The sequence below is a fragment of the aff. Roholtiella sp. LEGE 12411 genome (assembly GCF_015206995.1).
Classification (GTDB): Bacteria; Cyanobacteriota; Cyanobacteriia; order Cyanobacteriales; family Nostocaceae; genus Komarekiella.
The window spans coordinates 33672-58819 of the sequence record NZ_JADEXR010000025.1 but is presented as its reverse complement, the minus strand read 5'-3'; the positions used below and the strand labels follow the sequence as shown (position 1 = coordinate 58819).

The 25148-nt window shown below is 40.9% G+C and carries 23 protein-coding genes, 1 tRNA gene and 1 pseudogene; 14 read left to right on the top strand and 11 right to left on the bottom strand.

Annotation, left to right across the window (positions count from 1 at the left end; translation table 11 throughout):
• Positions 1-523: 523 nt before the first annotated feature.
• Positions 524-1726, bottom strand: coding sequence for a tyrosine-type recombinase/integrase (locus IQ246_RS08415; protein WP_244141964.1), 1203 nt, complete (start codon positions 1724-1726; stop codon positions 524-526).
• A gap of 102 nt (positions 1727-1828) precedes the next feature.
• Between IQ246_RS08415 and IQ246_RS08410 the strand changes: the two genes are divergently transcribed.
• A tRNA-Cys gene (locus IQ246_RS08410) sits at positions 1829-1900 on the top strand.
• 462 nt (positions 1901-2362) lie between these two features.
• Here the strand turns inward: IQ246_RS08410 and IQ246_RS08405 are convergent.
• A complete protein-coding gene (locus IQ246_RS08405; protein ID WP_194001926.1) occupies positions 2363-2542 on the bottom strand; it encodes a hypothetical protein in 180 nt (59 codons plus the stop codon).
• Positions 2543-2765: 223 nt separating this feature from the next.
• Between IQ246_RS08405 and IQ246_RS08400 the strand changes: the two genes are divergently transcribed.
• From IQ246_RS08400 to IQ246_RS08390, 4 genes are all read left to right on the top strand, one after another.
• Complete coding sequence (locus tag IQ246_RS08400) at positions 2766-2915, top strand: hypothetical protein (RefSeq protein WP_244141963.1); 150 nt, start codon at positions 2766-2768, stop codon at positions 2913-2915.
• Between the two features lie 351 nt (positions 2916-3266).
• Complete coding sequence (locus IQ246_RS29865; RefSeq protein WP_208492075.1) at positions 3267-3854, top strand: hypothetical protein; 588 nt, start codon at positions 3267-3269, stop codon at positions 3852-3854.
• A gap of 540 nt (positions 3855-4394) precedes the next feature.
• Positions 4395-5384, top strand: a complete 990-nt coding sequence (locus tag IQ246_RS29855) for an ATP-binding domain-containing protein (RefSeq protein WP_208492074.1) — start codon at positions 4395-4397, stop codon at positions 5382-5384.
• A 1-nt stretch (position 5385) separates the two neighbouring features.
• Positions 5386-6045 (top strand): DUF2290 domain-containing protein, encoded by a 660-nt coding sequence (locus IQ246_RS08390; RefSeq protein WP_194001924.1) that lies wholly within the window; start codon positions 5386-5388, stop codon positions 6043-6045.
• 203 nt (positions 6046-6248) lie between these two features.
• On the opposite strand, the gene IQ246_RS08385 is transcribed toward IQ246_RS08390, so the two are convergent.
• The 3 genes from IQ246_RS08385 to IQ246_RS08375 form a co-directional block, all read right to left on the bottom strand.
• Positions 6249-6752 (bottom strand): TniQ family protein, encoded by a 504-nt coding sequence (locus IQ246_RS08385; protein WP_194001922.1) that lies wholly within the window; start codon positions 6750-6752, stop codon positions 6249-6251.
• A complete protein-coding gene (locus IQ246_RS08380; RefSeq protein WP_208492073.1) occupies positions 6752-7552 on the bottom strand; it encodes a TniB family NTP-binding protein in 801 nt (266 codons plus the stop codon). The genes IQ246_RS08385 and IQ246_RS08380 overlap by 1 nt, the downstream gene beginning before the upstream one ends.
• Positions 7553-7675: 123 nt before the next feature.
• On the bottom strand, positions 7676-8101 hold the full coding sequence (locus IQ246_RS08375; protein ID WP_194001920.1) for a hypothetical protein: 426 nt from the start codon (positions 8099-8101) through the stop codon (positions 7676-7678).
• Positions 8102-8497: 396 nt separating this feature from the next.
• On the opposite strand from IQ246_RS08375, the gene cruF reads away from it, so the two are divergent.
• Both cruF and cruG read left to right on the top strand, forming a co-directional pair.
• Positions 8498-9397, top strand: coding sequence for a gamma-carotene 1'-hydroxylase CruF (cruF, locus tag IQ246_RS08370; protein ID WP_194001918.1), 900 nt, complete (start codon positions 8498-8500; stop codon positions 9395-9397).
• Positions 9398-9598: 201 nt separating this feature from the next.
• Positions 9599-10795, top strand: coding sequence for a 2'-O-glycosyltransferase CruG (gene cruG / locus IQ246_RS08365; protein ID WP_194001916.1), 1197 nt, complete (start codon positions 9599-9601; stop codon positions 10793-10795).
• Positions 10796-10855: 60 nt separating this feature from the next.
• On the opposite strand, the gene rnhA is transcribed toward cruG, so the two are convergent.
• From rnhA to IQ246_RS08345, 4 genes and pseudogenes are all read right to left on the bottom strand, one after another.
• On the bottom strand, positions 10856-11767 hold the full coding sequence (gene rnhA, locus IQ246_RS08360; protein ID WP_194001914.1) for a ribonuclease HI: 912 nt from the start codon (positions 11765-11767) through the stop codon (positions 10856-10858).
• Between the two features lie 99 nt (positions 11768-11866).
• Positions 11867-12397, bottom strand: coding sequence for a hypothetical protein (locus tag IQ246_RS08355; RefSeq protein ID WP_194001912.1), 531 nt, complete (start codon positions 12395-12397; stop codon positions 11867-11869).
• Positions 12398-12775: 378 nt separating this feature from the next.
• Positions 12776-13798 (bottom strand): annotated as a pseudogene (locus IQ246_RS08350) (IS4 family transposase).
• A gap of 71 nt (positions 13799-13869) precedes the next feature.
• Positions 13870-14100, bottom strand: coding sequence for a hypothetical protein (locus IQ246_RS08345; protein ID WP_339379213.1), 231 nt, complete (start codon positions 14098-14100; stop codon positions 13870-13872).
• Positions 14101-14167: 67 nt separating this feature from the next.
• On the opposite strand from IQ246_RS08345, the gene IQ246_RS08340 reads away from it, so the two are divergent.
• The 3 genes from IQ246_RS08340 (at position 14168) to gorA (ending at position 16448) form a co-directional block, all read left to right on the top strand.
• Positions 14168-14380, top strand: coding sequence for a hypothetical protein (locus IQ246_RS08340; RefSeq protein WP_194001910.1), 213 nt, complete (start codon positions 14168-14170; stop codon positions 14378-14380).
• Positions 14381-14444: 64 nt separating this feature from the next.
• Positions 14445-14858, top strand: a complete 414-nt coding sequence (locus IQ246_RS08335) for a hypothetical protein (protein ID WP_244141962.1) — start codon at positions 14445-14447, stop codon at positions 14856-14858.
• Positions 14859-15101: 243 nt separating this feature from the next.
• Entirely contained in the window at positions 15102-16448 is a 1347-nt protein-coding gene (gene gorA, locus IQ246_RS08330; RefSeq protein WP_194001908.1) for a glutathione-disulfide reductase, read from the top strand.
• A 357-nt stretch (positions 16449-16805) separates the two neighbouring features.
• On the opposite strand, the gene IQ246_RS08325 is transcribed toward gorA, so the two are convergent.
• The gene (locus tag IQ246_RS08325; protein ID WP_194001906.1) at positions 16806-19127 is read right to left on the bottom strand and encodes a CHASE2 domain-containing serine/threonine-protein kinase; all 2322 of its coding nucleotides are present in this window, start codon (positions 19125-19127) and stop codon (positions 16806-16808) included.
• A 740-nt stretch (positions 19128-19867) separates the two neighbouring features.
• Between IQ246_RS08325 and IQ246_RS08320 the strand changes: the two genes are divergently transcribed.
• Together IQ246_RS08320 and IQ246_RS08315 are read left to right on the top strand one after the other, a co-directional pair.
• On the top strand, positions 19868-20392 hold the full coding sequence (locus IQ246_RS08320) for an NYN domain-containing protein (RefSeq protein WP_194001904.1): 525 nt from the start codon (positions 19868-19870) through the stop codon (positions 20390-20392).
• Between the two features lie 92 nt (positions 20393-20484).
• A complete protein-coding gene (locus IQ246_RS08315) occupies positions 20485-22080 on the top strand; it encodes a 2-isopropylmalate synthase (RefSeq protein WP_194001902.1) in 1596 nt (531 codons plus the stop codon).
• Between the two features lie 299 nt (positions 22081-22379).
• On the opposite strand, the gene IQ246_RS08310 is transcribed toward IQ246_RS08315, so the two are convergent.
• A complete protein-coding gene (locus IQ246_RS08310; RefSeq protein WP_194001935.1) occupies positions 22380-23840 on the bottom strand; it encodes a PLP-dependent aminotransferase family protein in 1461 nt (486 codons plus the stop codon).
• A gap of 104 nt (positions 23841-23944) precedes the next feature.
• Here IQ246_RS08310 and IQ246_RS08305 point away from each other — a divergent pair, with 104 nt between their 5' ends.
• Positions 23945-24424: a GNAT family N-acetyltransferase gene (locus IQ246_RS08305; protein ID WP_194001900.1), complete on the top strand. Its 480-nt coding sequence runs from the start codon at positions 23945-23947 to the stop codon at positions 24422-24424.
• Between the two features lie 35 nt (positions 24425-24459).
• Positions 24460-25131, top strand: coding sequence for a pyridoxamine 5'-phosphate oxidase family protein (locus IQ246_RS08300; RefSeq protein WP_194001897.1), 672 nt, complete (start codon positions 24460-24462; stop codon positions 25129-25131).
• The last annotated feature ends 17 nt before the right edge of the window (positions 25132-25148 follow it).

Sequence of the window (25148 nt, the reverse complement as noted above, 5' to 3'; positions counted from 1 at the left end):
GTGCAAGGACATACCCTGATTTACTCCAGGCATTAGATGCGGCATTCGCAGAAGTGACGATAGAGAATTTACTCGGTTGGTTTACTCACTGCTGCTACTGTACTTCAGAAGACTGATAACCGCTATAAGCTGCTTACAGAAACCAGATAGGGACAGGTTAGCGCTATCTGCTAGCTGCTTTATGCGCTTACCCTCCTCTGGTGTTACTACAACTTGAATGCGCTCTGAATATTGTTTAGGTTTAGCCATTGTCCTTTCTCTTGACTACTACCTATAGTTACTACCTATTGTCAAGGGGTAGTTACTACCTATATACTACCTACTATACTACCGCTAGGATGCTTGCCAGGAGTGCAACTCAGCTTATAGCTACTATCTATATACTACCTATGTGCTTATTTGCTTGATGGTTATGAACCTAGTCAATACCCTATCCAGGTTGAATAGGGTTAATGGTGTCATTTGACCATCTAAAATGGCTAGGATGTATGCTGTAGGTGGTTTGTAGAATGGTGACAGCGCTCTATAACTCTGGTAGCTCTATACGATGGGTATTACCTGCATAATGGGCTAGGATGATGGCAGGGCTATTACCAACTAACTTAGCAACAGCGCTGACTGTTAGCCCTTCTGCCAGCATTAGGGTTATGAAGGTATGGCGGGTATTATAAGGGCATCTGTAGCGGTCAATAGCGCCTTCTTCTATTAGCTTCTGCATTACCCCATGATAGTTATTATCTCCCTGTTTGCCGCCCTTCCATATTTGAGTACTAAACTTTGTATTATTAACCATACCCCCTTTTGGCGCTAGGAATACCGGGGTATCTGGGAGGGTATTAGGCGGTTTGATGGAGAGTAATAGCGCTCTGAGTTTGGTATTACAGGGAAACTTCCTAGCCTTACCTGTCTTAGTTGTCTTTCTGATGTTCAAGGCGCTGTCATAAGACTCAGAGAAGGTTATTTGAGTACATTCAGGGTTGATATGACCCCAGGTTAGCCCTATTGCTTCTCCTGTCCTACAACCAGTCCAGAACAAGAACTTAACAAATGGCGCATAATGCGGTTTATGCTGCTCAAAGGCAGTTATTATGCTATCCATCTCCTGTTTGCTGAAGGGGTCAATGGCATCATTATCATGCTTAGGTAGCTTAATGTCCTCTGACATACCTGTGAAGGGGTTATCTTTAACCAGCCCAGAGGCTACAGCCCATTTACAGCAAGCTGATAGGTAGGTTAGTACTCTCTTAGCTGCATTAGTGGATAGGGTAGCTAATAAATGGTTTCTAATGGCTACTGACTGGTTTAAGTCCTTAATAGGTAAGGCGGCTATATGGTTGGTATACTTCCTTGCATAGTCCCTTCTGTAGGTAGTTGTAGCTAGCTGAGGTTGCATATACTGGCAATAAGCCGCCCATAGTTGCCCTAAGTCAGTCTGAGGCGCGGTTGGTTTGACTATAGTTAGCTGAGGTCTGTTGTAACCCTCTATTTCCCTCTTATAGCGCTCAAGAGTGCAGTCAAATGACCCTGTAGCTATTTCCTCATTCATTAGCGCTACTAGCTTTTGCATCTGTTTTCTGTTATAGTCAGATGCATCTAGACCAGTCATTACATACCTGCTCTGACCTTCTTTGGTCAGCATGGTAGGCAACCTAAGCCTGAGTTTACCTCTATGGTCTTCAATGCCTACTGTTCCATTGGCTTGTCTTGTCCTCATTGGTTGCATCATGTTAGCTACCTATAACCTTTACCTTACTTAAGGTAGCTGAATGGTAGCTAGAAGTCAAGAGGGTAGCTTAAAGGGTAGCTGAATAGGGTCTAGCTAAGGTCTGGCGGCATAGCCAAGTGGTAAGGCAGAGGTCTGCAAAACCTCCATTCGGGAGTTCGAGTCCCCCTGCCGCCTTAAAGTGTACATTAACTAATTATTTGTCACTGTTAACAGATTGATGTCATGTTTAACAAAATGATGTCACTGTTAACAGGTTTTTTGTCATAACTACAAACGGATACCTATCACAAAGGCAGACCTCTGCCTTACCTTTCAACCCACCATAAATCTAGTAAAGTTTTAGTATAACTACTAAAACCTTAATATGTAGAAGCTTTCTCAACTCAAACTTGATAGAGGCTTATTGAAAAAAGCGATGCCTACCGCGGGCTACGCCTACGCGTATCTGAAAATGTGTTAGTACTCAACCTTCAATAAGCCTTATAGATGGAAAGGCTTTTAACTCGCTCCCTGTCGGTTTTTTCAACCCATCCGTTTGAAAAGGTTGTTAAAGCACCCAAGGATGCGCTAACCTTTTCCTCTAAGAATCTTTCAATCCTCCTAATTTAATAACGGGAGTTGAAACTGCTTGAATCTTTAACCCGGATCAAAAATAATTAAGGTGGGTTCCTCCTTGGTCGAAGGTGAAACGGTCACGCCACCACTGCGGTAAACCCGCACCTCTATTACTGGGGGCGCACCTGATTCGTGTCTACAACAGACAGCAGCTTCAAGGTGGGCAGCTACTAGGGTCAGAAAGCACGACTGTGTTCCCACAGTCAAACTAACCCAAACTTTTCACAGTTCAGCGGTTGATTACAACATGAACTGCGGCGCTATTACTTATTTTATTTTCAAGGTTCAAATTTTTGTCAATCTGCCATAACTCCACTGATGGACACTATGCCGATACTGTTTGGCATAATTTTTCTGTGCTTCCAGGCAATCTGGCAAAGATCAAGAGCCAGAGTTATTTATTTCAGGTAAAGGTAAGCGCTTTATGTTGTTGCAAGCACAGGAGCGATCGCTTAAGGTTGTGGAGTTTGACCGAAAAAAGGCGATCGCTTCTTTGGATGAAGGTAAACCTGTAATTCCGGTGTGGTTGGACGAAATTTATCAAAAGTTGGCGCTGAAGTTGGGAAAAAGTTAAAACTTCTGGGATAAAGCGGAAATGGTATTTACGCTTTCTCTAACCGTCGAACTCACATTTTTTTACCGTTTGGTGTAGTTTTCTGATAGAGAGTACCAATAAGCATCTCATGTATTGCCGTAAGCTGATTGGTTCAGCAGGGACTAGGAAGACAATTCATGGAGCGATCGCTTAATGGTGTAGAGTTTGGCTTGGAAAGTGCGATCGCACATCTGATAATGAGACTCAACTCATGATTCAGCTTTACTCAAATGCGATTTGGAGGAACATCGAAAGATATGAAATAGCATGGGACGATTACTTCAAATTTAAAGATAATAGAGGTAGATACTTTAGGTAAAGCAATATCTCATGGTTAATGTCATTCGAGGTGATGTAGATAATAAGCCAGTTTCATCTAGAAGGCTAGCTGAGTACTTTGAGAAGAGGACCGATATCGATGGCAGCTTATATCTGGGATACCCAATAATAGGAACGCCTCAAGGTGGTTATCAAATTGATGCTCTTTTATTATCCAGAGAGCATGGTGTTGTTATTTTCAATGTTATTGAGGGAACTAGTACTAACATAAATATAGAGGAGGCACAAGATGAAAGTGTAACCAAAGTTCAATCAAAACTACTTCAGCATAAAACTCTGATTGAAAGAAGGAAACTAATGGTGCAAATCAGTGTCGTAACATTTGCACCTGCGTTGAGTAATACACCAAATAATGTTTCAGAAGACTATCCAATCATAACTGATGAGCCTACCCTAGAAGAGTACTTGAAATCTTGTAAATGGGAACACAACCAATATTTTGAGAGCCTTAGCTCAGTTATACAAGCTATAACTTCCATCAGAAAAAGAAAGCAGCGTAGCTATGTTAAACGAGAAGATTCTAGGGGCGCAAAACTCCAGAAACTGGAAGATTCTATCGCCAACCTAGATAATAATTAGAGTGCTGCTGTCCTTGAAACTGTAGAAGGCGTACAGCGAATTAGAGGACTTGCCGGCTCAGGTAAAACTATAGTTCTAGCTCTTAAAGTTGCATATTTACAGGCAAAACATCCTGATTGGAATATTGCTGTTACTTTTAATACTCGCTCTCTTAAAAATCAGTTTAAACACTTTATTAACACTTTTAGTATTGAACATACTAGTGAAGAGCCGGACTGGGAAAAAATAAAAATTATTCACGCTTGGGGAAATCCCTCAACGGAAGGAATTTATTATGAAATATGTAAAAAACATAATATTGAATTCAGGGATTTAAATGCAGCAAAAAATATTACTAATGTATCTGGTCAAGAATTTGACAAAGTTTGTGAGGAAGCACTCGATAAAATCCACAGCTTTGAGCAGTATTATGATGCAATACTAGTTGATGAAGCACAAGATTTTTCTAAACATTTTCTGCAACTTTGTTACAAAATTTTGAAGCAGCCGAAAAGACTAGTTTATGCATACGATGAGTTACAAAGTCTGAGTAATAAGACAATGGAATCACCAGAAGAAATCTTTGGAAAAGATACTTATGGTAATCCATATGTTCAACTTCAAAACAGATCAGGAAAACCAAAACAAGACATTATATTAGAGAAATGCTATAGAAATTCTCGCCCACTTCTAACTTCTGCACATGCTTTGGGTTTTGGAATATATAGAAATGAAGGATTAATCCAGATGTTTGATGATGCAGGTTTATGGAGAGATATTGGTTATGAGTTAGAAGAAGGAAATCTAGAAGATGGAAAGCCTGTAAAGCTTAGTAGAACTAGCAATACTAGTCCAATGTTCCTCGAAAATCACTCAGCTATTGATGACTTAATTATATTTAAGTCCTTTAATAATAACCGCGAACAAAATGAATGGTTAGTCAAGGAAATAGAGAAGAATCTTAGGGAAGATGAATTAAAGTATGATGACATAATGATTATTCATTGTAACCCGTTTACAACTAAAAATGCCGTTGGAAGCTCTAGGGCTTTACTCTTTGAAAAAAAGATTAATTCTAATCTAGCTGGAGTCACAAATTCCCGCGACGAATTTTTTAGTGAAGAAGCAGTTACTTTCACAGGTATCTATAGAGCAAAGGGGAATGAAGCTGCGATGATATATGTTATAAATGCTCATGAATGCTTCTCTGGTACAGAGCTTTCCAGAAAAAGAAATATCTTGTTTACTGCCATGACAAGAAGCAAAGCTTGGTTAAGAGTATTGGGGTATGGCGAAGACATGAGGGGTTTGGTGAAAGAATTTGAAGAAGTGAAAAAAAGAAACTTTGTTCTTCAATTTACCTATCCTACAGCAGAAGAACGAATAAGAATGAATGTTATCAATAGAGATATGAGTCCTAAAGAGCGTGAGCGTAGAATTCAGAACCAAAGAAATTTAAAAGATATTGTTGAGGATTTAGAGAAGGGTGTTATGCAGAAAGAAGATTTGTCACCAGAATTAATAGAAAAGTTAAAAAATCAACTATTTTAAAATGACTAGTCATCAAGAAATTTATAGAGAAATTGAATACATTACTCAGAAACTAATAGAAGTTAGTTTATGCGATCAACAAAATTTTCCCTCATCTACATCTCTTGGTAGAGATAGTTATGAAATTGCATATTCTGGTATGCAGAATCTATCAATAGCACTGAAAAATATTGATTATAAGAACATATATAATGAACTAGACATAGGTAAAAACTACAATTTCAAAATGATTGATGGTGCCTTAATACAACTTTTATATACGTATAGAAAATCTGAGTTAATTTCACATAGGCTTGCCTTTTTACCATCACCATTTTTAGAAGTTTTCCAGAATGAGCCTACTATTTATGAAGCAGAGGAAATATATGCAGATATAATAGCAAAAAATATATTACCAGTACCAATTAGATTCGATTATGATCCAGACAATCATAAAGAATTAGATCACCCCAAATGCCATCTAACTTTGGGACAGTTTGAAAATTGTAGAATACCTGTTTGTTCCCCAATCGCACCGAGTACCTTCATATCCTTTATTATTCGTAGTTTTTACAATACTGCTTTTAGGAAATTTACAGATGACCTTACGTTTTCAAGTAACCTTTTCGATAAAACGATAACTGTTGCAGAGAAGAAAGTATTGCACATAGCTATTTATTGATTTTTTTTAGAGAATGCTTGATGGTTAACCGACTCATACAATCTGTTGGAAAAGCGAAGAATCAAGTAGTACTAATAATTTATGATCTTTCCATCCACTAATAACGCCGAATATTACACTTTACCACGACTTTTGAACATTCTGATAGCAAGCGTAAATTGTGGTGAGAAGTCCAACGGTGCTTCATAATATTTAATTATCATTCAATAATGCTTCTGACACTGTGCCATATCAGTAAATGTCATAAAACACCTTTGACACCAACCATCCGCCCATAACGCTGGAAACTTAAATCTTGCCCCACAGTTGGGACATTCTGAAAGCAAGCTTAACTTGTGGCGATCGCACCTTTGAGTCACTTTAAACTGCCACTCAATTTTGTGACAAGGCGACTCGGTATAACAAACAGCACATAACCGAATCGGCTCAAGTTTCATCCCCACCCCAGCAGGTGGTAACATGTGCGCTAACCTATCAGCATCAACCCCCACCACAACAGCTAATGCTTCTAACTGCTGACGGGTAGGAGGAGGATTAAAGCGAAACTTTTCCCATCGGGCGATCGCACCCCCAAGCCCTGCTGCTTTACCTAAGCCAGTTGGGGTTAAATCATTTGCCCGTCGAAAGCGCCCCAAAAAATGACTCAGGCTTTCTCCTTGATATGGTTGAACTCTAAATAGCCAAGGCTTAATATTTTCCACTTCCATCACTTGTACTCAGCAGCTACTTCCTTCAAAGTTTCCAAGTCAATTTTTTGCAGTCCCTTTTTTAAAGCCCGGATTGCAGTCTCTCGGAGAATCATATCCATCAAACCGATATAACCTCCAGTTGCTTCCCCTAATGTCTTCAACATCGTCTTACTCGAAAGGTTGGAAGCAACTGGCAATCTTAGTATTTGCTTCTCCCAAATATCCACCGTTCGCTTAAAATCTTCCCCTGACATCTTTCCAAAACGGTGACAAGATCGAAAACGGTTGTAAACCTGCTCATCCCGCTTAATCACTGCATCTAAGCGATCGGTTCCTGCCAAAATCACTGCTATTTCCAACCTGTCAAAAATATCACGCACTTCCGCAAAAGTTTTTGGCTTAAAGCGATCGGCTTCATCAATAATCAACATCTCCACCCCGCAACCTTTGAGAACCCGCAGTGTTCTATCTCGAATTTCTGCCACTGTTCCTTTAGTTACTTGATATTTAAAATGCTCCATAATTACCCAAAATAATTCCTTAGCACCGCACTCCTGGGGAATTTGGATATAAGCTACAGGTACAGTTGGGGGTTTTCCTGCAACTTGAGAGGGTTTATTCCTAAGCCTATAGGCATCACAACCCATTGTTTTTCCCGTTCTCGACTCACCTACCACACGCCCAGATTGTCTTGATTGGCGCTTTCCTTCCAACCAATCATGGAGAATTTGCACTTGTTCAAGTGGGACAAAACCTTTACGATTTAATCGTTGAATCTCCGCCTGTAAGGGTTTTAGGTATTTAGAATACTGTGACAATATTTTGTTAAATTGACAAATAATTAGTTAATGTACATAAAGGTTCTAGCCTCTAAGAGGCTAACCTACCTACTCTAGACTAGTTCTAGTACTTTTTACCTCTAGCAATGTGTAGAAGACAGCTTATATTAAGTTGTAAACTAGCGCACCTAAAGCTAAACCTGCCAACGAAAAGATAGACGCAATCCCAAAGGCTACCCCTTCTCTAAAACCAGCTGTTTGAAATTCTATTTTGACTAATATGGTCGCAGAAATGATAAGCAAGGTATCAAGAAATACCCGAAACCAGGCAAGCATGACAAAGAATAAGAAAGCTGCTAAAACGGCAACACCGAAAGACCTGGTATTTGATTTAAATAAAACGGTATAATAACGTGCCATCTTCGACCAAGGAGTGGTCAAAGTTATCAGTAAAAGTAAGATGGCAACCACAACTACCAGCCATACAAACAAAGGGGGACGTGTCTCAGATATCACCCAGCCCAAGGTACTGTAGCTAAGCAATTCTAGTGCCAAAGAAACCCAGGGAACTCTTTTCAAAATTGACATGGGTGATGTTTATTGTACTGGTTCAAGCTATTATTCCACAACTTTGTGGGTTAATTAGAGGCTCTGTTTTACTTGAGAATTTGATGAGTTTTTGACATTTGTCTCCCCTCAGCGATATCTAGGTATGAAGGGAGTTTCTTCGGTTCTAGGTAAAAGTGTGGCAAGGAACCTGGAGCAAATCAGACGAAGTTCTTTAGATTTTGACTGTCATGGCTTAGACTAGTAAATCTATCATCATCGTTCTTATAGCTTCAATCAATAGGCTGTTATGCTCTCCCCAACAAAGCCAAACAAGTTTACGAGAATTACGACACAAAGTATTTAAATATGTTCTTAAACATTTGTAAACTATTAGCAGCCGAGTAGCCGCGTATCACATCTTGTTAAGGAATTATCATGAGACAACTTGTTATTGCTGAGCGCGTATGCCTCATTGGTCATATCGTGTCAAAGGCATTTGGACTAGTAGGGATGCTACTGGTGGTACCTAATGCCGAAATAATTTTAAACTTATCGCAGGTTGGAGAAACTGCCATACAGTTAAGTATGGCTGGCGGCGGTGTAGTTGATATCATCTTGGGGACAATAGCTGTCTCTATTTATGCCTACCGGACGCTGGGATTGGGAGCTTGGGTGGCTTTTATGCTACCAGCTGTGTTGATCTCTTTGGGAAGTGAACTACTGGGAACCAGCACGGGTTTTCCATTCGGTGATTATAGCTACTTGAGTGGCTTGGGTTATAAGATTGCGGGGCTAGTTCCTTTTACAATTCCTTTATCTTGGTTTTATGTTGGGCTGTCGTCTTACTTAATTGCTAGAACTGGTTTGAAAGTGGCTCACAAACCCAGTTGGGGACGCCATATTGCTGCTATAGCTGTTGGTGCTTTGCTGTTCACTTGTTGGGACTTTGCCCTTGAGCCAGCTATGAGCCAATCGTCTCTGCCCTTCTGGTACTGGGAAAAACCAGGAGCTTTCTTTGGCACACCTTACCAGAACTATGCAGGTTGGTTTGGTACTAGTGCATTGTTTATGAGTGTGGCAGGATTGTTGTGGAAAAACACCTCGATTAAATTAGAGCGATCGCAGCTCAATCTGCCCTTAGTTGTTTATTTAACTAACTTTGCCTTCGCCGCCGGACTCAGCTTGGCAGCTGGTTTCTCCATCCCTGTATTGCTAGGCTTACTTCTAGGTGTAGCTCCCGCTGTGGCGCTGTGGTTAAGAAGCTCAACCACACCCGGCGCTCAAGTTGCTGTTGAACCAGCAACCAAGGAAGTCTCAGTAGTCGCTTTGAAGTAAGCCGATAAGTTAGGGATTGGGGAAGGTGGGGCCCCCTCTGGGGAACTCGGGGCCCCCTTTGGGGATTAGGGGCGAAGGGGTAATGGGGACTATGGACTGGGGAGCAAAAGAATAATTATCTTTTCCAATGCCCAATGCCCAATGCCCAATGCCCAATTGAAATTTGTATAGTCGGGATTTTAATTGTTGAGTATTTTGATAGTGGACAACGCCTTGACATTAGAAAGCGCCATATCGCTTTTCTTGCTACTGATCCAAGTACCAGCAACAGCGATTCTGCTTTCGCGCTTACTGAAGGGCCCAAGACGCCATCCGCCCATAGAACCCCAACAGCCAACACCGGAGCTATTGGGTAGTGTTAGTGTTGTCGTTCCCACGCTGAATGAGGCTCTTCGTATTAGCCCTCTGTTAGCTGGTTTAAGTCGGCAAAGCTACGAAGTCCGGGAAATTATCGTTGTAGATAGCAAGTCCCAGGATGGCACTCCCGATTTAGTCAAAGCAGCACAGCAACAAGATCCCCGCTTTCGCTTGATGACGGATGACCCCTTACCCTCTGGTTGGGTGGGGCGTCCTTGGGCGTTGCATAACGGCTTTTTGCATAGTTCAGAGGATAGTCAGTGGTTTATGGGGTTAGATGCTGATATCCAACCCCATCCTGGTTTGATTGCTGGTTTAGTGAAGACAGCCGAAGCACAAGGCTATGATCTGGTTTCCCTTTCGCCCCAGTTTATCCTCAAATATCCAGGGGAGTGCTGGTTACAACCGGCTTTGTTGATGACTCTGCTTTATCGGTTTGACCCAGCGGGGATCAATACAGAACAGCCAGAACGGGTGATGGCAAATGGACAGTGCTTTTTGTGCCGTCGTTCTGTTTTAGCTGCTGTAGGTGGTTATACCAGTGCGAGTAGTTCTTTTTGCGATGATGTCACCTTGGCAAGGAATATTGCTATCCAAGGTTTTAAGGTGGGCTTCTTGGATGGTGCAAAGGTACTGAGAGTAAGGATGTATGAAGGAGCTATGGAGACTTGGAAAGAATGGGGGCGGAGTCTCGATCTCAAAGATGCATCTTCTCCTGCTCAAATGTGGGGAGATTTATGGCTACTCTCCGCAGTCCAGGGTCTACCTCTGTTAATCATCCTGACTTACTTTCTCCTTTCTCCCCCTACTTCACTCTCCCACTCCCCCACTCCCCCACTCCTCCTACTAGGACTAAACTTACTTCTACTGGTAATTCGCTTTGCCATGCTATTAGCGATCGCACCTTCTTATGACCGCAAAAGTGTCAAAGGTGGCTGGTTATTCTGGCTTTCCCCTTTAGCTGATCCCATAGCAGTTTTACGAATCTTCTTGTCTGCATTCCGCACTCCACGCGAGTGGCGGGGAAGAAAGTATATATAGTACTGAGTGCTGAGTACAGACGCGATTATACCTCTGTGTGATCCCCTGCTCCCTCGTTCTTCACTCCTCACCTTCACCTCCCACTTGATCGCCGCGTTCCAGTTCCCAGAGAATTTGATTCCCTTCGCGGCGTACCCGTGATACTATCCAGTTTCGCCAGCGCCACTGATCTCCTCGACTAGTGACGGCGCTGGCGTGGACATCCATCAAGTCGGCTAGTTCCGAACTGGTGATTAGGTAGCCTTTTTCGGCAATTTCATCAGCGATACGCAGAGTTTCGATTAAGTTGCGGAGTTGCGAAACCCTCATCTCAGGCAGTTTTTCGTCATTTGTGGCTGCGGCTGTCCCAGTTGATGGTTCCATAATGGTTATTTCTGATGTAGAAATACTGATTTCCTGTGTTCTTTTGTCAATTATTGTAGAGTTTGTTTTAAAGTCAGATACTTTCGCTACATTTAGTTCATTTTGGGGATATGAAGATTGATTAGAATGTATGGGTAATAATTGTTGTAGAGATGGAGTTTTGCCACTGGCATAGGTGCGAGCAATCACATCACAACGTTCGTTACCTATGTTACCAGAATGTCCCCGGACGTGTTGCCACTTTACTAGTCGGTTATTGAGTTCATCAAGGGTTTCCAAAAGGTCTTGGTTTTGGACAGGGTTCCCATCTGACTTTTTCCAACCTTTCTTTTTCCAGCCTGTCACCCACTTGGTAACGCAGTTAATCAGGTATTCGCTATCGGTATAAAGGGTGATGGGTTCAGTTTGTCCAGAAGTTTCTAGAAATTTTAGGGCAGCGATCGCAGCTTGCATTTCCATTTTATTATTGGTGGTATGGGGCGATGCATCGCCCATTTCGTGAATTGAGCCATCGCTAAAGTAGACGACGACACCCCAACCGCCAGGCCCAGGATTACCGGTGCAAGCGCCATCTGTGTATATGCTTTGAATTATATGTTGGGTAGACATGGTGAAAATATCGAACTGCAAAGGACACACAGAGAAGTTTGATCAGCGGATTTTAGTAAATAATATTGCGGCTATTATACTGGTAAGCACTCCAGGTAGTTAATGATTGATATTTTTAATTTTTTGTAAAATTTGTGTAACTGCTTGCATAATTATTTCTCGTTGATCTATCCAAACGAAGTGACTACTTTTTTCTGCTAATAATTGTTGGCAATCAGTTGAGAGAAAGAGTAAATTAGAGTGCATTTGGTTGCGAAGTTTATCGGCTGATTGGATCGAAAAATAAAGCCTCCCCAAGGAAGGCTTTAAAAAAGTACCTGCTTTGATACTAATAATTGGAATAATCCCAAAATCGTTAGCTTTTTGAACTTGGCGACTACTGGTATTCAAACTCCACATTTCTCGAAACATAGTTAGCCAATGTTTTGCAGAGTAAAAATAATTTTTAACGATTCTTAATGATGTTGGTGAAAACTGGCGAAGCTCTTTTTTAATGATTTCAAATGCACCTATTATACCTAAAAAGCGGACAATTCCTAATGTAACCCCTAAAGATGCGATCGCAAAAGAAATTGAGAAAAATAATTTCAATAGCTTAAATATAAATAAGGTGAATAGAGTTGATATCAAGAACTTATTTTCTCTAGATAAATAGTTATTTCCCTGGCTTCTATAGGAATCATATTTGATTTCTGAAAAAAATTCATATTACTTCTTCTCCATGCCCCATTCCCCATTGCCTCTTCGCCCCTAATCCCCAAAGGGGGCCCCGAGTTCCCCAGAGGGGCCCCCACCTTCTCCATTCGGTGTATCTACGAGTCAGTTCACGAATCAAATCGGATTACTATATAGCGGTCATCGATTGGATGAGAACACCAAACTCCTTACTGTAAAATCATTTCAGCAAAGTTTTTGTATCTCACTCAACTGCATACCGCTCAGAAATGTTGAATCCTAATACAAAACTTTACATATCTAGTTACACTAACTCTAAAAAGCCTAAAATAGTCAACATGACATCATCTCCTCAAACCAATGAACATAACTGATTTTCTGACACATACAAGATTGTAAATAGCGGAATTTATCTAATAGCGTATGTCCCCATTGTTGTGGGATAGATAATATCTGTAAAATTAGATAAGCTATTAAACTAACGTAAATTTGTATAGTGATACCATTGACGTTTTTAGTAATTAATTTGTCAAGTTTTAAGTGCATCTTTAAAAACTTCCATAACAATTCAACTCCCCAACGTAATCGATAAATATCCCTAATTTCATCATCACTAACGGCAGCCTCTCCATCAGCAGGTAAACTAGTAACTAAGCGAAACTCGGTTTTCGCCTCTAAATCACAAAAGTTAATTACTCTATAGGCTTGAGCATCATCAGATGCACCGACTTTGACCAACCCATTTGAGCTATCAAATTCTAATTTTCAATTGTTTTTTATCCGCAAAACAAAATATTTGTTTTCTTGTACTAATTCTTGGATAAATTTTAATCCAGCAAAACCCCTATCCATTACTCCAACAGCATTTATTGGTAGACTAGACATCATTTTAGAACCAAATTTATAGTCATGGTCATGTCCAAAATTTATGAAGTTATCTGATGGACTTCCAGTAGCTAGATTTAGAGAACTGAAAAGTTTTACTTGATGGTGTCCTAATACCCATAACAATTTACTGGTAAGAGTAATAATTGTTGAATCTATTGGACAAATTGCATATTTATTGTGTAACTTGTTTTGAACTTTCTTCTGTACTAATTCATTTAATTTTTGGTAAATTTCTTGAAATGGTTTTTGGCTTCGATGTAAATTTGCTTTAGAGAAAGTAGAAATATCTACCTCAAATCCTGTGTTGTTTAATCTCTTAAACAAATCTCGCATACTTGTTAAGCTGTTATCCATAGCATAAGATAACCAGCACTCAAAGAACAGACGACTGTTCAATACTGGATAATCGTTTTTTGGCAGTCCTCTCAAGATACCTTTGACAATCTTGGGAAATGAATTTATAATCATTATCAAATAGATATACTTTAATCTTCAGCCCAAAATTTAACATATTTTGGGCTGTTTTTATCGGATTTTTCTTAACATTCAACACTTTTGGGAATGTGTATATACTCCATACCTTGAGATTCTACAATTTGTTTTTCATTAGGTAAAGCATTACTCGATGTTGGTAGTGCTAAATTCACAATTAATTGATATCCTGAGTGTTTTATTGCTGCAAACTGTTCTGTGGTCGGTTGTCCGCCAGTAGCAATTACATCCGACAATTGGAGAAAGTTGTCTATATCTTCAAGACGCTTGGTAGACATATTTACAATTTTCCTGATTTCTGTTTTAGCTTAACTTTCGCAGGACTTAGAGTATTCCAACTAAAAAATGATCCAAAAATTCAGTCACTTCGATACCCTTAAACAAAACTTAAGTCTAGAATCCAAAATTGTATATGTTGTAGATATTTGTTGCAACCTATTAGTTGAGGGATATTTGAGGTTAGCGATCGCACTTTACCAAGCTCTAGATAATGGCTACATAAATCAAGCTAGACGAGCGATCGCCTATTATTTATTCAATAACCAAATGGTTAATTAAACAATGTCCCCAGAAACAGCAACTCTCTTTAGTGAATCTGAACTCAGAGACTAAGCGATATGAGATGCTGTCTCTGACTCGTGAGTACGCCTTAGCAGAATTAGCTGCTTACCCAGATTTCGAGAAAGAAGCACGGAGGCGCTGGGTGAAATGGTATTTAGACTTTGCCTATAGTTATGCTGGAGAAGATTGGGAAAAGTGGATACATTACAATTCTGCTCAAAATTGGCTAGCTGATCTGGCAATTGAACAAGGCGATCGCGATGAAGCTCAAAAGCTATTAATTCAAGGCTTAACTGTCGCCGAAAGCAGCAACAATAAACGGCGTTTGGCTCGCTATCAGCGTTCTCTTGCTTGCTGGGAAAAAAAGTGGGGAAGTGTAGAAAAAGCTTACCAATTGTCAACTAAGGCGCTCAATGGTTTTAAGCATTTAGGAATGACGCGGGATGTAGAGGAGATGCAAAATTTACTTGATTAACTGTAATTGCCGACAATTGTGAAAGTAGCGATCGCTCAGTTAACTGATATTATCTCAATTTTTTCAGGCAGCGATCGCTGTTTTTTTTTGGATCTAATTCCTCGAAAATCGGCAGTTTGCTACTTGTGTGAGTGTTTTCGTCCCACTTTGTCCACCCAAAGACAGTAGATGAAGCTTTAACTAAATAACTATAAGGGATGAAATAGCTCTGCTTTCCAAACAGTTAAAAAGGAACAGATTTTTATGACATTTGATTACGACTTGTTTGTCATTGGTGCTGGGCCTGGGGGATTGGCAGCAGCTAAAAAAGCAGCAAGTTACGGTGTGCGTGTCGCCGTTGCTGAACAAGAAGCCCCCGGTGGTACTTGTGTAAATCGCGGTTGTATTCCTAAAAAACTGATTGTCTACGCTGCTGACTTCGCCCTACAAAATCAAATAGCGTACAGTTACGGATGGAGTGAGTGTCAAACACATTTTGACTGGACAATATTTATTAAGTCAGTACACCAGCATATCGACAGCATTAACCACTCCTATTTTCAGCAGTTGCACGAAGCTGGAATTGAACTAATCCGTGAACATGTCACTTTTATTGATGCCCATACTATCAATGTCAATGGACGTAAAGTTACAGCAGACAAAATTTTAATTGCTGTGGGAGCTCAACCCAGCAAACCAGACATCCCAGGTATAGAATACGCCATCACATCCCGCCAGATGTTTCACTTACCCTATCTACCGAAACGATTGGCAATTATTGGCGGCGGCTATATTGGCGCAGAATTTTCTAGTATGATGCACGCTTTCGGCTGCGAGGTAACAGTTATCGAAAAAGATGAGATGATTTTATCAGGGTTTGATGATGACATCCGCTCTGGGATGCAACTGGGTTTGAGCAAACGGGGAATTCAGTTTTTCACCAACAGCACTGCTCAAGAAATAAAATTCTCAGAAGAGGGTTTGTTGTTAATGATTACTGGTGATAGCCAAGAAATAATCACAGCAGACACTATCCTAGTTGCTACAGGTTACATCCCACATACCAAGAATCTCGGTTTAGAAAGCGTTCATGTTGAACTCGACGAACAAGGCGCAATCAAAGTAGATGAATACAGCCGCACCACCGAAGAAAACATTTTTGCTGTAGGTGACTGTACTAGCCGCCTGCAATTGACACCAGTTGCTAAAGCAGAAGGTAAAGCCTTTGCCGATACAGTTTTTGGCAATAAGCCACAAAAACTGAATTATGATTATGTACCATCTGCTGTTTTTTGCCGTCCAGAAGCAGCAAGCGTGGGCATGACAGAGGCAAAGGCACGAGCAAAATTTGGTGAATCTGTAAAATGCTATTGCACCCAATTTCAACCACTGTTATCTCAGATGACTAAACAGGATGAGCAAACAACAATAAAGTTAGTGGTAGATGGCAATTCTGGACAAGTTTTGGGCGCTCACATGGTGGGTGAAAATGCAGCTGATATCATTCAAATTTTGGGTGTTGCAATTCGTAAGGGTATCACCAAAGAAGACATAGATGAAACAATCGGTATTCATCCCACGGTTGGGGAAGAGTTCCTAGCGTTAAATTAGATAAAATGCAGGACTGACCAGCTTTTTGGAGAATCCAGGGTCAAAAGTCAAAAGTCAAGATCACTGAAGAAGGATACAAGCGAATGTGTTTATTTATTAGGACTTACGCAACTGGCACACAAGGCTTCTGGTATAAGAGTCAAGGGTCAAGGGTCAAGGGGAGCCACTGCGCCCTTGCGGCTCTTTTGACTTAAAGCAAGTGGCGTTCAAGAATCAAGGTTTTTTGGACTTTTGACCTTTGACTCTGGACAACCTCTGGCGTTAAAAATATGACACTTGCGTAAGTCCTGTTTATAAGGTAAATTCTGAACTCTTGACCTTTGACTCCACGAAATAAATTGGAGTAGTTGACGCATCCTAAGATGCTCCTGGCCAAGGTTTAGTGGGAGCCTCTGAATCGTCTAAAAATAAAGATGAGTTGTCTTGTGGCACAGAGTTTTTACCTTCAAAATTTACTACTTCGTCAAGTGCTTGAAGAACTTCTGATGCAGACTGATACCGCTGTTTAAAGTCATCTTGCACCATTTTACTGAGAATCTCAGCAAAGGAGTTGCTTACCTGTGCGCGATCGCTCCACCTTAATTCACCATAAGCATCTCTATTTAGCTCATGAGGAGCTACACCAGTCAAAGCTTTAATCCCAATCATGCCGACTGCATAGATATCACTACTATACTGAGGACGCCCAAAGCATTGCTCACTTGGTGCATAGCCCTGAGTCCCAATGCCAATGGTAAAGGGAGTTTGATCTTGAATATCAAGCTGATTTGCTATGACTTGTTTGACAGCACCAAAGTCAATGAGTACCAGCTTGCTGTCTAAGTGTCGCCGGATAATATTACTAGGTTTAATATCCCGGTGAATCACATCATTTTCATGGACAAATGTTAATGTTTGCAATAAATCCCTAATAATTTCAATAACTGCGCTTTCCAATAGGGGTTTGCCTAATAACAGTTCTTGACTCAATGAATGCCCAATGATATACTCCTGGACTAAATAAAATTCTTCGCCTTGTTCAAAATAAGCAAACAACTGAGGAATTTGGTTGTGTGTTCCCAATTTTTCTAATGTTTGCGCTTCTGAGTTAAACAAACGTCTGGCAAGTTGCAAACTTTCTGATTTAGTGTTGGCTGATTTTAGCTGTTTGACAACACATTGCGGGTAGCCAGGACGTTGGATATCTTGAGCAATGTAGGTTTCGCTGAATCCGCCTGAACCGAGAACTTTAACAATTTCGTAGCGTCCAGCAAGTACTTTTCCTGATAGAGCTAAATCTCGCTGCTGGAGTAAGTCTTCTAGATCATTTTGCTGGCTGATAATCTCTTGGACAACGGGAGAAGATTTATATCTTTGAAAAATGTCTATTAATTGACGCGTTCTGAGCTTATCCCTAGCGACTTCAGTTCCCAGGTAACAAAGTCCACTCATTGCGATCGCAAGCATTGGTATAGTAGTAGGAAAAATTAACTGACCATAGACAAATAACACATAGCTTATTCCTCCCCAAATACCAGCTAGGACAATGCTAAATAGCAATCTATTAATGCCGCGCTTGCTTCTAGTAATCATCCAAACTGTACTGCCAACTAGAACTAGTACAAACAAACCCCGCAGCAGTGGACTTTTAATTGCAACGGTGATCGTTTTACCTGTCATTAAACTTGCGATCGCATTGGCATGAATTTCCACTCCAGACATCTGCTCAGTGGTGTTGGTAGCAGATGTTGCATGATAATCATTGCTTAACTTATCTGTCGAGCCAATCAGGACAATCTTATCTTTGAAAACCTTTCCTTGCTGCAAATAGTTGTTCCAGTTTTCTGGCTCGAATACGTACCAAAAAGGAATTTGTTCAAATGTACCTGGACGTCCCCAAAAATAAATGCGATCGCCTTTTGGATGAGGATATTTTACTTGCGCTGCTCTTAGTACTGCTTGATCAAATGAGGGTAGTTTCGCTGTGAAGAGATCATCTTCAGCTAATAATTTGGGAAACTCGCTGGCTAATCGGTGAACCTTGCCATCCACCTCTATGGGAAAATTAGCTGAACCAATGGACACTGAACCTGTACGAAATATTTGTTGCGGCTGTGTCAGTTGTATGAATGGCCCTTGGTGCGTTTCAAAATTTTCGTAGAGCGCTGCTAAGGTAACTTTGCTACCATATTTTTGCAATACTACCTGGAGTTGGCGATCGTCGCTAACTCCGTAGCTACTTGGCGTGTCAAAAACTACATCTATCGCTACCGAGCGTACACCTGCCTTGATTAACTTTGCAATTACCTGGGCGTAAGCAGCACGTTTATAGGGAAAAGATTGCAGTGTTTCTAAATGGGCATACTGTTGCGTGTCTGTTTTATAGTACTGTTCGGGGACTGATATTGACTGATCGTCTATGGCTAAAATTACAATGTCTTCTGGAGGCACAATTGGCCCGCGTAGTTGAAAAAAAGTGGAAGGTGCTTGATTTTCCATCAATTGAACCAAGCCTAAACTAGAAGCATTCAGTAGTGCAGCCCCCATTGCTAAAGTACCAGCAAGTAGATGACCTAGACGAGCCATCAGCTTGGACTGGCGTGCTGATACCGTAGAAGTTGCTTTCGTAGGTTTACTTAAAAGTCTATTGGCAGCAGAGACATATTTTTTAGTTAAGGTAGATGTAGGTTCTTCTGCCATATCGTGCTACTGATTGATTTAGGTACAACACTTTTATTTATTCAGTCCCTGTTTTAGTGCAATCACGTTGAAATAAGACTTAAATGAGAAACTTATATATTTGTAAAGTATCCTTTCTTCATCGACAAACTTGTGTTGGTAGAGCTAGCCCTCACAAGATTCCAACTCAGCTACTGTCTAATTTATTGTCTTTGTCTGAGTGAGTTCCAACTTGTGATTGTTCCACAGATTCACAGTCAGAGATGCTCCGCCTCTGTACTTGATTGCAGCCATATTTTAGTCTACCGTAGCCAACAAGTACGACCTAAACTAGGAGGTCTACCAGAAGCTGTTCCAAGAGCAGATTCTGTCTCTAGTACAATATTGCTGCTCTCTATAAAGCGTAGCCTTCTATTGACAGCAAAACCTCTAGATAGGCATCAACTTATATCCTACCTTCAGCTTATGCTATACCTCTTTAGGAGTAAACTTTAGTGTTATACAGCTAAGAATGCTGTTGCTCAGTCTATTTTATTGGTAAATTTTGATCACAGGGTGGCTCTTGCAGTGCCGGAGGTGAAAAAGGTTTAGCGCCCAGGATCTCAACTCCAATTTTTTAGCCGATTTTATGCTTTGAGAGCGGTAAGATAAAAGCTATAGATGAAAAGCTACTTTATAGATATTAGCAAACTTGCCATTTGAGAATTGCTATAATCTATTGTTCCATCTAAATTCTTTTCTATTATTAGGTGTAAATTTCTATGGGTTCTCCAATGAATCGTCTGTCTATTTTTGTAGACGGAAACAATATGTTCTATGCTCAACAAAAAAATGGTTGGTTTTTCGACCCGCGGCGAGTCTTAGAATACTTCAAATACGAACAACCAGACACAGCCTTAATTAATGCATTCTGGTACACTGGGTTAAAAGATCCGCAAGATCAACGAGGTTTCAGAGATGCTCTAATTAGTCTGGGATATACAGTACGAACTAAAATTCTTAAAGAATACTATGATGATTCTTCCGGTCGTTATTCACAAAAAGCTAATTTAGATATTGAAATTGTTGTAGATATGTTTAATACAGTAGAACAGTATGACCGGGTAGTATTATTTAGTGGCGATGGAGATTTTGAAAGGGCAATCGAATTATTACGAGGAAAAAATACTTATATTACAGTAGTATCTACAGAAGGGATGATAGCTAGAGAATTACGTAATGCTACAGACAGATATATAGATTTAAATGATATCAGAGATCAAATAGAAAAAACAGAAGGTCAGTAGACTTATAAGTTATTTACAAAGGTAAGAATAAAAGAAGAACTAAGGTTGAATATATTTTGAGTTACAAGTAAAAATTAAAGAGGAAACTGCAAATGACAACTAAAACAGAACGAATAATAATTTTTGATACTACACTCCGAGATGGAGAACAATGTCCAGGGGCAACTTTGAATATAGATGAAAAGCTAGTTATAGCTAAGCAACTAGCTCGTCTGGGCGTGGATGTAATTGAGGCAGGCTTTGCCTTTGCTAGTCCTGGAGATTTTGAGGCAGTTAGCAAGATTGCTCAAATTGTAGGAACCGAAAATGGGCCTATAATTTGTAGTTTGGCAAGAGCAATTAAAGCAGATATTGAAGCGGCAGCAGAAGCATTAAAACCAGCAGTGAAAGGCAGAATTCACACATTTATTTCTACTTCTGATATTCATTTAGAATATCAACTGCGGAAGTCACGAGCAGAAGTGTTAGCGATCGCCGAAGAAATGGTAGCTTATGCCAAATCCTTCATGACTGATGTAGAATTTTCTCCAATGGATGCTGCTCGTTCCGATCCAGAATTTCTTTACCAAGTATTAGAGCGAACAATCGCCGCTGGTGCAACAACAGTTAATATTCCTGACACTGTGGGTTATATCACTCCCAGCGAATTTGGAGAAATAATTAAGGGCATTAGAGAAAATGTTCCCAACATCGACAAAGCGATTATTTCTGTTCACGGTCATAATGATTTAGGCTTAGCAGTTGCTAACTTCTTAGAAGCCGTAAAAAATGGCGCACGGCAACTAGAATGTACAATCAATGGCATTGGTGAACGAGCAGGAAATGCGTCATTAGAAGAATTGGTGATGGCATTACACGTCCGGCGGCAATATTTTAACTTTTATTTCGGAAAACCAGCTGATTCTCAAGAACCCCTGACAAATATCGACACTCGTGAGATTTATAGAACCTCGCGCTTAGTTTCTAATTTGACAGGAATGTTAGTGCAACCAAATAAAGCAATCGTAGGGGCAAATGCCTTTGCTCATGAGTCTGGTATTCACCAAGATGGTGTATTAAAAAATCGGCTCACCTATGAAATTATGGATGCCCAATTGATTGGTTTGACAGACAATCAAATAGTTTTGGGTAAACATTCAGGTAGAAATGCTTTCCGTACTCGGTTGAAAGAATTGGGCTTTGAACTATCGGAAACCGAATTAAATAAAGCATTCGTCAAATTCAAAGAGGTAGCGGATAAAAAGAAAGAAATTTCTGATCGGGATTTGGAAGCGATCGCTAATGATGAAATCCAACAAGCACCCGATTTATTCCGTGTAGAATTGGTGCAAGTTTCCTGTGGTAGCAATGCCCGTCCCACTGCTACAGTTACCCTCCGCACCCCAGAAGGTGAAGAGTTAACCGATGCAGCAATTGGTACTGGCCCAGTGGATGCAGTTTACAAGGCTATCAACCGTGTAGTCAATGTACCAAACCAGTTAATTGAGTTTTCTGTGCAGTCGGTAACGGGTGGTATTGATGCTATTGGGGAAGTAACCATCCGTTTGCGGTATGAATCTAGAGTATTTTCTGGTCATGCAGCGAACACAGATATCATAGTTGCTTCTGCACAAGCCTACGTTAATGCTCTTAATAGGCTTTACGCATCTTTGCAAACTCAAGAAAAGCCAGAGGAAGTAACTGCATAAAAACCCACAAGAACCCCATTACCAAAGTTCTGATCTAAAGCTTCCCTAGCTCAGATTTCTATGTGTGTCGCGCCAGTCGCTACAACGGAGGGAACCCCCGCAACGCGCTGGCTTCTCTGTGCCTCTGGGGTTAAATAATACCAATTAAAAAAAAGAATGTGACAGATAGACCATGTAGAGACGTTGCAATGCAACGTCTCTACTTGTTGCAATGCAACGTCTCTACTTGTTGCAATCATTAATTTAATAGGTATAAATTAAACCTATATAGACACAGAGGCACAGAGAGAAAAAAGATTTCACCGAACTAGAATTTGAGCTAATCTGCGAATACCCTCTACTAGTTGCTGCTCTGTGAGTTCACCATAGCCAAAGATAAACTCACCTGTGTTATTGGGTTTGAGATACTGTGGTTTAGCAGACATCATACCAACACCCATTTGAGCAGCAAGTTGAATGATCTCTTCATCACTCAGATGGCTGTGCAATTTCACCATCAAATGAATTCCAGCCTTTTCTCCTAAAATAGTTGCTTGTTGTCCAAAGTGAACATTCAAAGCCTTAACAAGAACTTGGCAACGCCGTTCATAAAGCGATCGCATTTTTCTAATATGACGTTCTAAATGCCCTTCGGCGATAAAGTCTGCAAGCACTTGCTGTTCTAGTAATGGTAGATGGCGATCGCTCAACCACTTCGCACGGGCAAATAAAGAAACTAAACTGTTTGGCAATACCAGATAGCCAATCCGCAATCCGGGAAAAAGCACTTTTGAGAAAGTACCTATGTACAGCACTGAGTCACTTCGATCCAATCCTTGCAAAGCAGGTATAGGTCTGTCACCATAGCGATATTCACTGTCATAGTCATCTTCGATAATTAATCCCCCAGTCTGCTGTGCCCAAGCTAGTAATTCTAAGCGGCGAGGTAAAGACAAAATTGCTCCAGTTGGGAACTGGTGAGAAGGCGTTACGTACACCAGAGGGATTGGTTGGCTGGCGTATACCAGTTCTTTCACTATCAAGCCTGAGTTATCGACAGTAATCGGTAAGAGTTGAGCGCCCTGAGTCTGAAAAATGAGGCGTGCGCTCATATAGCCAGGATCTTCGAGTGCAATGACATCCCCAGGCTCGATTAAAAGACGCACAATTAAATCGAGTGCTTGCTGAGTACCATTAACAATCAACACTTGATTGGGTTCACATTTGACAGCACGGGAAGTAGAAAGATAGCAAGCGATCGCTTCTCGTAAAGGTTTGTAACCCAAGGGTTCTGTCGAATAATCCAGCCAACTCAAATTGCTGTAAAAATAACGAGATAGTAACCTCCGCCACAGCTTGAGGGGAAATTGATCAAAAGCTGGTCTTCCGTACCGAAAGTTAATCAGGGCATCAGGTTCGGTAATTTTCGGGAGATCCTCTATCTGGGCTAGACTTGCCCCATAGCGATTTAATTTGATTGGTGGACGAGTAATTTGGCTAGACTCTATAGGCGTTGAATGTAGCAGATCATCGGGAAGTTGAGCGCACACAAACGTACCAGAACCTACAATTGTTGTCAAATAACCCTCACTTAAAAGTTGTTCATAGCTTTGGGTAATAGTAGTGCGAGAAACTCCCAGAGATTGGGCCAGCGATCGCGTCGAAGGAATGCGTTTTCCAGGCGACAACCGCCCGTTGAGAATAGCTTGACGCAGTTCTTGATATAGCTGTTGATGCAGTGGTACAGCAGAATTGCTGTCAATGGCGATCGCTAAATCCATAATCTGGCAATGAAAGTGGACTGGTATTAAATTATCAAATTGGCTCTTGTCTAAGACCACTTGGGAAATTATGCTGACAGTGGTTGAAATAAGCGCCCCCAACGATGCTGACGGAAAAACACATCACCATTAGAGAAGCAATTCCCCAAGAAGGCTCATTGATTGCAGAGCACTTTTATCAAATGTGGCGAGATATTGGCATTCCTGATGAAGCTATCGACCCTAACTGGCTTGATATTACCCTCCAGTTTACTGAACGAGCTCATAAGGATTTGTTTTACAAAGCTTTTGTGGCAGAAGTGAACAATGCAGTTGTGGGATCTGCAAGTTGTCAATTGTTTACAGGTTTATACCCAGATGTGCTGAAAGCGCAATACCGAAAATTCGGATACATCTGGGGTGTTTACGTTGAACCGTCTCATCGCAGACAAGGCATTGCCAAACACTTAACTAATAGTGCGATCGCTCATTTAAAAGCGATTGGTTGCACACGAGTAGTTCTTAATGCCTCTCCATCAGGTAAACCAGTCTACTCCAGCCTTGGTTTCTCACAGAGTAATGCAATGCACCTGGATTTGATGTAAATACAGTAATTTTCTTGTAATTGGAGCAAATAGTTATGAGTAGTTTAGATCGTGTTACTCCTACACAGCGCAGTCAGATCAAACGACTACCCCAAAGAGGAAATTATGAGCGTCAGGTAATCTATGAAATTTTAGACGAAGGGTTAGTCTGTCATGTAGGATTTGTCGTAGATGGACAGCCATTTGTCATTCCCACTGCTTATGGTCGAGTAGAAGACCAACTGTATATTCATGGTTCACCAGCTAGTCGGATGTTGCGATCGCTTCAGACTGGTATCGAAGTTTGCTTGACTGTCACCTTGCTAGATGGGCTAGTACTAGCGCGATCTGCGTTCCACCACTCGATGAACTATCGTTCGGTAGTCATATTTGGTACAGCGACTATAGTCCAAGACCCTAAACAGAAATTAGCAGCTCTGCGAGCTTTCACTGACCATGTAGTGCCGAAACGATGGGCACAAGTGCGCCAACCCAGCCGCCAGGAGTTACAGGGAACTCTAGTGCTTTCCTTATCTTTAGCAGAAGCATCCGCCAAAGTGCGGACAGGCCCACCACTGGATGATGAAGCCGACTACACTTTACCAGTGTGGGCAGGTGTTGTGCCACTGCAATTAGTTGCCAAAGAGGCGATCGCCGATTCTCGTGTGCAGTCAACGATTAACATCCCTGCTGAAGTACAAAACTACACACGTTTGCATATTAAGTGACAGATAGACCATGTAGA